Origin of the sequence: Streptomyces sennicomposti (assembly GCF_019890635.1) — a bacterium.
In the GTDB taxonomy this organism is placed as follows: domain Bacteria; phylum Actinomycetota; class Actinomycetes; order Streptomycetales; family Streptomycetaceae; genus Streptomyces; species Streptomyces sennicomposti.
The window spans coordinates 1-9,119 of the sequence record NZ_JAIOAB010000105.1 but is presented as its reverse complement, the minus strand read 5'-3'; the positions used below and the strand labels follow the sequence as shown (position 1 = coordinate 9,119).

At 72.7% G+C, this 9,119-nt stretch carries 11 protein-coding genes; 6 read left to right on the top strand and 5 right to left on the bottom strand.

The window, feature by feature from the left end; translation table 11 throughout:
- Positions 1-330 precede the first annotated feature (330 nt).
- Entirely contained in the window at positions 331-729 is a 399-nt protein-coding gene (locus K7787_RS30925) for an ATP-binding protein (protein ID WP_164392309.1), read from the bottom strand.
- Between the two features lie 112 nt (positions 730-841).
- Between K7787_RS30925 and K7787_RS30920 the strand changes: the two genes are divergently transcribed.
- The 3 genes from K7787_RS30920 to K7787_RS30910 are packed head-to-tail and all read left to right on the top strand — an operon-like array spanning position 842 to position 2,737.
- Entirely contained in the window at positions 842-1,669 is an 828-nt protein-coding gene (locus K7787_RS30920) for a helix-turn-helix domain-containing protein (RefSeq protein WP_043261138.1), read from the top strand.
- On the top strand, positions 1,666-1,905 hold the full coding sequence (locus K7787_RS30915) for a DUF397 domain-containing protein (RefSeq protein WP_027757890.1): 240 nt from the start codon (positions 1,666-1,668) through the stop codon (positions 1,903-1,905). Before K7787_RS30920 ends, K7787_RS30915 begins: the two co-directional genes overlap by 4 nt.
- A 34-nt stretch (positions 1,906-1,939) precedes the next feature.
- The gene (locus tag K7787_RS30910) at positions 1,940-2,737 is read left to right on the top strand and encodes a DUF4253 domain-containing protein (RefSeq protein WP_223003660.1); all 798 of its coding nucleotides are present in this window, start codon (positions 1,940-1,942) and stop codon (positions 2,735-2,737) included.
- Positions 2,738-2,758: 21 nt separating this feature from the next.
- Here the strand turns inward: K7787_RS30910 and K7787_RS30905 are convergent, their stop codons facing one another.
- Both K7787_RS30905 and K7787_RS30900 read right to left on the bottom strand, forming a co-directional pair.
- A complete protein-coding gene (locus K7787_RS30905; protein ID WP_223003659.1) occupies positions 2,759-3,661 on the bottom strand; it encodes an SAM-dependent methyltransferase in 903 nt (300 codons plus the stop codon).
- 107 nt (positions 3,662-3,768) lie between these two features.
- Positions 3,769-5,220 (bottom strand): helix-turn-helix domain-containing protein, encoded by a 1,452-nt coding sequence (locus tag K7787_RS30900; protein WP_223003661.1) that lies wholly within the window; start codon positions 5,218-5,220, stop codon positions 3,769-3,771.
- Between the two features lie 227 nt (positions 5,221-5,447).
- Between K7787_RS30900 and K7787_RS30895 the strand changes: the two genes are divergently transcribed.
- Both K7787_RS30895 and K7787_RS30890 read left to right on the top strand, forming a co-directional pair.
- On the top strand, positions 5,448-6,242 hold the full coding sequence (locus K7787_RS30895; RefSeq protein ID WP_223003658.1) for a DUF4232 domain-containing protein: 795 nt from the start codon (positions 5,448-5,450) through the stop codon (positions 6,240-6,242).
- Positions 6,243-6,281: 39 nt separating this feature from the next.
- On the top strand, positions 6,282-6,491 hold the full coding sequence (locus K7787_RS30890) for a hypothetical protein (RefSeq protein ID WP_223003662.1): 210 nt from the start codon (positions 6,282-6,284) through the stop codon (positions 6,489-6,491).
- 57 nt (positions 6,492-6,548) lie between these two features.
- Here the strand turns inward: K7787_RS30890 and hemB are convergent, their stop codons facing one another.
- Both hemB and K7787_RS30880 read right to left on the bottom strand, forming a co-directional pair.
- Positions 6,549-7,541, bottom strand: a complete 993-nt coding sequence (hemB, locus tag K7787_RS30885; RefSeq protein ID WP_009189947.1) for a porphobilinogen synthase — start codon at positions 7,539-7,541, stop codon at positions 6,549-6,551.
- Between the two features lie 10 nt (positions 7,542-7,551).
- Positions 7,552-8,553, bottom strand: a complete 1,002-nt coding sequence (locus K7787_RS30880; RefSeq protein WP_043261136.1) for a helix-turn-helix transcriptional regulator — start codon at positions 8,551-8,553, stop codon at positions 7,552-7,554.
- A gap of 74 nt (positions 8,554-8,627) precedes the next feature.
- Between K7787_RS30880 and K7787_RS30875 the strand changes: the two genes are divergently transcribed.
- Positions 8,628-9,050, top strand: a complete 423-nt coding sequence (locus K7787_RS30875) for a VOC family protein (protein WP_223003657.1) — start codon at positions 8,628-8,630, stop codon at positions 9,048-9,050.
- Positions 9,051-9,119: the final 69 nt, after the last annotated feature.

Genomic DNA, 9,119 nt, shown 5'->3' with positions numbered 1-9,119 from the left:
CCGCCACCACCAGCAGCAGCAGCCGCTGAGCCGGCCCGGCGTGCCCCCACCCCGCCGACGCGCCCCCACCGCCGGGCACCCCCGCAAGTCACGGAGGGGCCCTCCCACCTCGGCCCCCCGCTCCTCCCCCGGCCGCCCGCTCGCTTCCCTCCCGTGCTGGAGCGGGCCGGGTCAAGGGTGGCCCGGAGGGCCATCGGCGCAGCCGACGCGCAGCGCAGCGCAGCGCCCTTGACGCGGCCCGCGGAAGCACGACACTCGCCCAGAAGCGGGCGGCCCCACGGTCACCCTCCAACCCACCCAAGGGTCACTCCCCGGCCCGCTCACCCGAGGTCACCTCGTGAACTCCGCCCACACCACCTTTCCCGGGGCGCGCTCCCCCACCCCCCACTTGTCGCTCAGGGCCGACACCAGCAGCAGGCCCCGCCCGCCCTCGTCCGGCTCGTCGGGAATCCTCGGGACGCCGCCCCCGCTGTCGTGCACCTCCACTCGGACCGTCTCGCCGTCGTACCGGATGCGCAGCAGGAAGCCGCGGCCCGGCGGGACGCCGTGCACCAACGCGTTCGTCGCCAACTCGCTGACGCACAGCGACACGTCGTCGGCCCGGCGCCACGCGCCGAGCCCCCAGTAGTGCAGCGACCAGGCCGCGAACCGCCTTGCCGCCGGCACGGAGCGGCGGTCACGGCCGTAGAGCTGGTCTCGCTGGTAGGGGAGTTCGTTTGCCTGAATCACGGGACGAATGTCGCTCAGCGTCACTACCGTGGATCAGTGCGTGAGCCCGTACTCGTTTTTTGTACGGGCCGGTGTGGGTCGCCGCGTGCAAGGTGTGGGGAGTTGGATCGATATGAGCGCCAGGAAGATGCCGCGGAGGAAGAACTTCTCGTCGATGAAGATGCTGGGCGCGCAGGTGCAGGCAGCCCGAAAGGCCGCCGGCTACACCCAGCGCGAGGTGGCGAATCTGCTGATGGTTGACGAGGAGACGATCGCCTCCATCGAGCAGGGCAGACGGTCCTTGATGCCGGACCTGGCAGAGGCCATGGACAAGCTCTACGACACGAAGGGGGTACTGGCGGCGGGGGTCGACAAACTCCCGGAGATCGACCAAGTCCCCCTGCACGCACAGCAATACATGGCTCACGAGAGTGAGGCGCTGGCAGTCTCCATGTACGACGCGCTGGTCGTACCGGGTCTCCTCCAGATCGAGCCCTATGCCCATGCGCTGTTCAGCGGTCGGATCCCTGCGTACAACGAAGACGAAATCGTAAGCAAAACGGCCGCGCGGGTCAGGCGCCAGGAGATCATCCACCGCCGGGACCCACCCACCCTCAGCTTCGTGATCTGGGAGCCCGCGATCCTGTTCCCCGTAGGGGGGCCGGAGGTCCACCACGCGCAACTGCGCCACTTGCGGCAAAGTGCAGAGACTCCTGGAATCTCGTTGCAGGTGCTTCGGCTTGGCCGGAGCACTCACGCGGGAACCTCGGGCGCCTTCGCCTTGATGGAGACGCCCGACCATCAGCACCTCGCTTACACCCAGACGCACCACGGGAGTCAGTTGGTGAGAGACCCGGAGTGGATCTCCATCCTCACCCGCAAGTTCGCGATGCTGCGCTCGCAGGCGCTGACACCTGAGCACTCGATCGATTTTCTGGACAACCTGCTAGGAGAACGGTGACTACAGGGCTTCATTGGTTCAAGGCCAGCTACAGCGACGAAGAAGGAGGCTTGTGCCTCGAAACCGCCTACGCATGGAAGAAGTCCACCTACAGCGGCAGCGAGGGCGGGGAATGCCTCGAAGTCGCCACCACCCCCCACACCATCCACATTCGCGACTCCAAGAACCCCGACGAAGCCCCCACCCTCCGTCTCGCACCCGCCACTTGGGAAGCGTTCACCGACTCCCTCAAGTGAGCCGTTGTCAGTGGTCGGCTCTACAGTCACCGGCATGGCGACTCTTCCGAACCCGCTGCCCAAGCTGGCGGCCGATCCGAGTGGGCGTTCGCTCGGGTTGCAGCTGCCGCCCGGCGTTCTGCTCGATGCCACGGAGGACGGGCCGTGGCACGAGCCGCTGCTCTGGTACGCCGGGCGGGCGGTGTCCCCCGGCAACTGGGCGGCGCTCGGCGCGCCCGCCGCTCGGGTGGGGCTGCTGCCGGTGCTCGTGGACCTGGGCGGCAGCCAGGGCGGTCCGGAGGACTGGGAGTTGATGCCCGGGGAGGTGTCGTACCCCGGGGACCACGACGCCGAGGACGTCCTCGCGGAGTACTGGGACGACTACGCCGACGAGGAGCCGGGCGGCGGCGAGCCGTGGCCGGGTCTCGCCGCGTCCCTCGTGCTCACCGCCGCGCCGGACGTCCGCGCCGCCGAGGTGGCGGACTCGCTCGCCGAGGGGCGGCTCTGGCTGAAGGACCCGCACCTCGCGCTCGCGCCCGCCCGCCGCAGCGCCGACATACCCGCCGCGATCGGCTGGAGCGGGCCGGTCGACCACGACGACGACGTGGCGCGCCTCTGCTCGGTCCTCCGCTCCTGGGAGGACCGCTTCGGCATACGTGTCGTCGCGCTCGGCTTCGACCACCTCACGGTGTCGGTCGCGGCTCCGCCCGCCTCCCGCGCCGAGGCGGAGGCGATAGCCGTCGAGCACGCCGTCTTCTGCCCGGACACCGTGGACCACCTGGACCCGGACCGGCTGGCGGCGTACGCGGACGGGTTGATCGGCGAGCGCGCCTGGCACTTCTGGTGGGACTGAACCGGCCGTCCGGCTCCGGCGTCACGCCTTGACGCCGAGGCCCCCGTAGATGTTGATGTCGGCGTCCGTGACGTCGTTGATGTCCCGGTACCGGATCTTCTCGATGTCGTCGAGGCCCGCGAGGTAGGCGGCGTCGGGGCGGTCCGGGACCGGGGCGGCGTGGTCGGGCCGCCAGCGGTGCACGGGGACGACCGAGGGGTCGGCCAGGGTCAGGGAGTTGTCCGTGAAGAACCGCTCCACGTCCGCGTGCGAACGCAGGACGAAGGTGAAGCCCCGGTCGGTGTAGGTGCGTTGCACGGCCCGGATGCTCTCCGCGTTGAGGTCGTCGGTCAGATGGCTGAGGATCAGCCGGCTGCCGGACGGCAGCGCGCCGACCAGCTCGCGCACGATCGCGTACGCCTCCTCGTCCGGCAGGAAGTGCAGGACGGCGACCAGGCACAGCGCGACGGGCCGGTCGAAGTCGAGGGTCTTCGCGGCCTCTTCGAGGATCCGCGCGGGGTCCCGGAGGTCCGCGTCGAGGTAGTCGGTACGGCCCTCGGGGCTGCTGACGAGGAGCGCGCGGGCGTGGGCGAGGACGACGGGGTCGTTGTCGACGTAGACCACCCGTGCGTCGGGGTGGGTGCGCTGGGCGATCTGGTGCACGTTCTCGGAGGTCGGCAGGCCGGTGCCGATGTCCAGGAACTGCCGGATGCCGTCCTCGGCGGCGACCGCGGTCACGGCCCGGCGCAGGAAGTCGCGGTTGTGGCGTACGTCGAGGTAGCCGCGGGGGTTGGCGGCGAGGCCGGCCGCCGCAGCGTCGCGGTCGGCCGGGTAGTGGTCCTTGCCGCCGAGGAACACGTCGTACACCCGGGCCGGGTGCGCCCTGCTGGAGTCGATCCGCTTTCTCAGCTCTTCGGGGTCCTGGGCGAGGGCGTCACCGGTCATGGGCATCTCCCTGAGGGGCCTGAAGGGTAAGGGATGCTGATCGCCAACACCGTATCTGCCGGGCGCACTTGACGGGCCTTGAACCCGGAGGGCCGGCTCGGCGGGAGTCAGCTGTAGTTCGCCAGCTCCCAGCCGTGGCCGCCGAGCGGAGAGGCGTAGTACGCCGGTCCGGAGCCGCTGGTGCGGAACGGCTTGCCGTGGTCGTCGATGCGCAGCGTGCCGTGCCGCTCGCCGCTCGACCAGTCCAACTCCAGGTACCAGCGCACGTCGTGGCCGCTGGTGTGGCCGTTGACGTAGAAGACCTCCGGGTCGGACTCGCTCACCTTGTACGGGAAGTCCCGCTGCCCGGCGATCGGCTGGGCCAGCGGGTTGCCGAGGTCCAGGGAGACGTCGAACGACTTGGTGTCCACCCCGCCGCCGCAGCCGTCGCCCATCGCGTACTTGTTCCAGGTCAGGCGGGGGCCGCTGCTCACGATCCGGACGTGCAGGGCCTTGAGCACGACCGTCTGCGCGCCGGTGCCCTGCACGGTGAGCACCACCATCTGGTGGTCGGCGGCGACCGCCTCCATCGACGCGGCCCAGCCGACCACGTCCTGCTGCGGGGGCGGCGGCAGGACGTTCCGCGGGCTCCGGTCGACCAGGAAGCTCTGCTCGCAGGGCAGGTCCCAGTAGTACGGGGTGGTGCCGACCGTGAGCGGCGCCGCGCCGGACCCGGCGCCGGGCCGTGCGGCGTCGCCGGACGGGGAGAGGGGCGACGGCGAGGCGGCGGAGGTAGCTCGGGAGGGGGGCGCGGAGGACGAGGTGTGGGAAGGGGACGGCGATGCGGAGGACGTGCCGTCGGCCGCGCCCGCCGATCGGCCGCCGCCGTCCGTCGCGGACGACCGGGAGGCGGTCACGGCGGTCACAGCAGCCGCGGCGGCCCGGCCGTCGTCGGATCGGTCCGCGTCGCTGGGTACCAGGTTCACCACGAGCGCGGTCGCCGCGGCGACGGCCACGACCCCGGCGCCGGCGAGCAGCGCGGTCCGCTTCCGGCGTTTCGGAGGGTCGAGGACGGGGGCGTCGGCCACCGGCTCCTCCCCGGCCGCCGTCGCCGCCGTGGGCGCTTCCGGCCCGGTGCGTGCTACCTCGGCCTGGGTGTCCTCCGCGTCGGCCACCGGTCCGGGGGCCGGGGACGGCTTCAGCTCGGGGGCCGCGTTCGCCACCGGCTCGGGGGCCGAAGTCGCTTCCCGCGCCGGCTCCGGTTGCTGCTCCCGCACCTCGGCGGCGGCCGGCGCCGTCCCTGTCGCCGTTCCCGTCGCCGTCGCCGCCTCCGGCTTCACGCCGCGCAGCGCGTCCGCGCGGAGCCAGCGGCGGTGGAGTTCGAGCAGTTCCTCGGGGGTCGCCCGGCAGACGCGGGCCAGGCGTTCGACGGGGGCATAGTCCGTGGGGACGACGTCGCCGCTGACGTACCGGTGCACGGTCGACGCGCTCATGTGCAGGCGCTTGCCGAGCGCCCCGTAACTGAGCCCCGACCGCTGCTTCAGCTCCCCCAGCAGCTCGGCGAACTCGCCTCCCGCCACCGTTCCCTCCCCGTCCTCGCGTCCCACGACGGCATCCCAGAGGGTTGCCGTTCCCGCAGGTCAGACCCCATTTCAGCGTTCCCGCGTACCGAGTGTCCCGGCATCGCTGGCCCCTGGGACGCATCGTCCCACAAGCTGTGGATCAGCCGAACACGGCGCTCCCGGCCACCGGCCGAGCAGCCGCTTCCCGGCACTTCGATCCACCACCGACACTCCCAGGGGGAACCATGTCCGCACGCACGCTCCGCACCCGGCTGTTCGCGGCCTCCGCGCTCTCGCTCGCCGCGCTCTCGCTCACGGCCTGCGGGGGCGGGACCGACACGGACGGGGCCGGCACGTCCTCTCCGGTGGCCGCCGCGCAGAGCGACACGTCCGGCTCCGCGCAGACCTCGGGCTCGACCGGCTCGGGCGGGACGACGGGTACGGCCGCCTCGACCGGGACCGCGGGCTCGACCGGCGGCGCCAAGGGCGGCACCACCGGAACCGGAGCCGGAACCGGAGGCTCCACCGGCACCGGCACCACCACCCGAGGCACCTCCGGAGGCACCGGCACCACCACCGGCACCGCCGGCAAGGGCAAGACCTCCTCCGGCGGTGCGCACGGCACCGGCGACGAGTCCGCGAGCTACACCAAGTGCGGCGCCGCGCAGATCCGTATCACCGCGGTCACCGTGCCCCGCCCGATCAACCACCTGCTGCTGACGGCCACCAACAAGGGCTCCAAGCGGTGCCTGCTGTCGCCGTACCCGGCGGCCCGGTTCGGCGAGGCGCAGTCGGTGCCGCCGGTGGCCGAGGAGACCAAGCCGCAGGCCCTGGTGAGCCTGGAGCCGGGCGAGTCGGGGTACGCCGGCGTGCGCCTGTCGGGCGACGGCGACCACGGGCACACGGTGACCACCCTGACGGTGCCGTTCGACGACGGCTCGATCGCCACGGTGAAGCTGCCCGGCAAGAGCGTCTACGTCGACGACAGCCTGACGGTGACGTACTGGCAGAGCACGATGGAATACGTCGTGGACTTCTGAGCCGCGCCACCACCGGGGTTCACCATGCCCACGCACCCCATGCACCCCACCACCCGCGTACGGCCCCGGGCCACCCGCACCCGCCCCCGCCCTCGCACCGGCGTACGCGCCCGCGTGCGCGTGCGCCTGCTCGCCGCCGCGGTCCTGGTCCTGACCGCGGCGGCCGCCCTGACCGGCTGCGACGACGGCGAGGGCGTACGCGACGAGGGCCCGTCCACGACGTCGTCCCAGCCCTTGGGGCTGCCGTGACCAGCTGGGGCTGCCGTGAAGGGACCAGCTGGGGCTGCCGTGCAGGCCGCCGTGCGCTCAGCGCAGCTTCTGCGCGACCTCCACGGCCCAGTAGGTCAGGATGTTGCGGGCGCCGGCGCGCTTGATGCCGGTCAGGGTCTCCAGGATGGCCCGGTCCCGGTCCACCCAGCCCTTCTCGGCGGCGGCCTCGATCATCGCGTACTCGCCGGAGATCTGGTAGGCGACGACCGGCACGTCCACGGCGTCGGCGACGCGGGCGAGGATGTCGAGGTAGGGGCCGGCCGGCTTGACCATCACCAGGTCGGCGCCCTCCTCCAGGTCCAGCTCCAGCTCGCGCAGCGACTCCCGGAGGTTGGCCGGGTCCTGCTGGTAGGTCTTGCGGTCGCCCTGGAGCGAGGAGCCGACGGCCTCCCGGAAGGGGCCGTAGAAGGCGGAGGAGTACTTGGCGGTGTACGCCAGGATCGCCACGTCCTCGCGGCCGATCTGGTCCAGCGCGTCGCGGATGACGCCGATCTGACCGTCCATCATCCCGCTGGGGGCGACGATGTGGGCGCCGGCGTCGGCCTGGACCTGGCCCATCTCGGCGTACCGCTCCAGCGTGGCGTCGTTGTCGACGCGGCCCTCGGAGTCGAGGACGCCGCAGTGGCCGTGGTCGGTGAACTCGTCCAGGCACAGGTCGGACATGACGAGCAGGTCGTCGCCGACCTCGGCGCGCACGTCGCGCAGCGCGACCTGGAGGATGCCGTCCGGGTCGGTCCCGGCGGTGCCGAGGCCGTCCTTCTTGGCCTCCTCGGGCACGCCGAAGAGCATGATCCCGGAGACCCCGGCGGCCACGGCCTCCGCGGCGGCCTTCTTCAGGCTGTCGCGGGTGTGCTGGACGACGCCGGGCATCGCCGAGATCGGCACCGGCTCGCTCGCGCCCTCCCGCACGAAGGCGGGGAGGATGAGGTCCGCGGGGTGCAGCCGGGTCTCGGCGACCATACGGCGCATGGCGGGTGTGGTGCGCAGCCGACGAGGACGCGTGCCGGGGAAGGATCCGTACTTCGTCATGCCTTCTACGCTACGCCCGGCCGTCCGGTGCCTTTGCCGACGCCGAGTCGGACGGCTCGTCCTCGTCCAGGGCCGCCAGGAGTGCGCGGGTGCGGCGGCGCAGGGCCTGCCGTACGGAGTCGGGCGCGAGGACGCGCAGGGGGGTGGCGAGGCTGAGCAGGTAGCGGGCGAGGCCGTCCGGGTCGGGGCCGCCGACGTCCACGACGGTGGCGTCGGGGCCGTCGGGGCGGTGGGCGCCGACGGTGGCGGGGATCAGCCGCAGCGCCTGGTCGAGGCCGACGGGCAGGCGGACGGTGGCGTGCATCGGGTACGGGCCGGTGGCGATGTTGCGGGAGACGAGGAGCGCCGGGTCGGGCGGGTCGGTCAGGTCGGCCGGCTGCCCGGTGGGCAGGAGCCGTTCCACCCGGTCGGCGCGGAAGGTGCGCCACTGCCCGCGGGTGACGTCGCGCGCGACGAGGTACCAGCGGCGTCCGGTGTGCACGAGGCGGTACGGGTCCACTTCGCGGAGGGTGGCCCGGCCCTGGCCGTCGCGGTAGGACAGGCGGGCGCGTTCGCCGGCCCGGCAGGCGGCGGCCAGCTCCAGCAGCAGCCCGGCGGTGATCTGCGGTTCGTCGGGGCGGGGGGTGCGCACGAAGGCGGCGTCGGCTCCGGCCAGCCGGTCGGCGATGCGGCCCGGCAGCACCTGGCGCAGCTTCAGCAGGGCCGACAGGGCGGCCTGGTCGCCGCCGACGGCGCCGCTGAGGGCGGCCTCGCGCAGCCCGACGGCCACGGCGAGCGCCTCCTCGTCGTCCAGGATCAGCGGCGGGATGTGGGTGCCGGCGCGCAGCCGGTAGCCGCCCCAGGGGCCGGGCTCGGAGTCGACGACGTAGCCGAGTTCCCGCAGCCGGGCCACGTCGCGGCGCACGGTCCGCTCGGTGACGGCGGTCCGCTCGGCCAGTTCGGCGCAGGTCCAGGACGGGCGGGTGGCGAGGACGGCGAGGAGCCGCAGCAGCCGGGCGGAGGCGGCGATCACGTCGCGAAAGTCTTCCACAACGCCGTCACGACCAGGACCGGAACTGTCCTGGTCGCCCCCTACCGTGCATCCCCATGAGCACAGAGAACCCGAAGAACACAGAGACCCCGGACACCCCCGCCGGCCCCGAGTCCCCCACCTTCCGCTACGCGGCGGTCACCTTCGACTGCCCCGACCCGGCCGAACTGGCCCGTTTCTACGCCGAGGTCCTGGACCTGCCCGTGGCCTTCGAGAGCGACGACTTCGTCTTCCTGGCCCGCGAGGGCGCCCCGGGCCTCGGCTTCAGCCGCGTCGCCGGCTACCGCCCGCCCACCTGGCCGGACCCGGCGGTGGAGAAGCGCGCCCATCTGGAGCTGGGCGTGAACGACCTGGACAAGGCCGAGGCCCACCTGATCACCCTGGGCGCCACGAAACCCGCCCACCAGCCCTCCCCCGACCGCTGGCGCGTCCTCCTGGACCCGTCGGGGCATCCGTTCTGCATCACGACGCTCGTCTGAGACGGCGGACGGCGGCGGAGAAGTCCTCGGTGTCCTCGCGCGCCACCGGGCTGTCCTGGCTGGGGTCGC

Excerpts from the sequence above, each read along its gene's own strand:
- K7787_RS30920 (WP_043261138.1), top strand. The coding sequence starts at position 842 with ATGAGCGCCAGGAAGATGCCGCGGAGGAAGAACTTCTCGTCGATGAAG.
- K7787_RS30910 (WP_223003660.1), top strand. The coding sequence starts at position 1,940 with ATGGCGACTCTTCCGAACCCGCTGCCCAAGCTGGCGGCCGATCCGAGT.
- K7787_RS30905 (WP_223003659.1), bottom strand. The coding sequence starts at position 3,661 with ATGACCGGTGACGCCCTCGCCCAGGACCCCGAAGAGCTGAGAAAGCGG.
- K7787_RS30895 (WP_223003658.1), top strand. The coding sequence starts at position 5,448 with ATGTCCGCACGCACGCTCCGCACCCGGCTGTTCGCGGCCTCCGCGCTC.
- K7787_RS30890 (WP_223003662.1), top strand. The coding sequence starts at position 6,282 with ATGCACCCCACCACCCGCGTACGGCCCCGGGCCACCCGCACCCGCCCC.
- hemB (WP_009189947.1), bottom strand. The coding sequence starts at position 7,541 with ATGACGAAGTACGGATCCTTCCCCGGCACGCGTCCTCGTCGGCTGCGC.
- K7787_RS30875 (WP_223003657.1), top strand. The coding sequence starts at position 8,628 with ATGAGCACAGAGAACCCGAAGAACACAGAGACCCCGGACACCCCCGCC.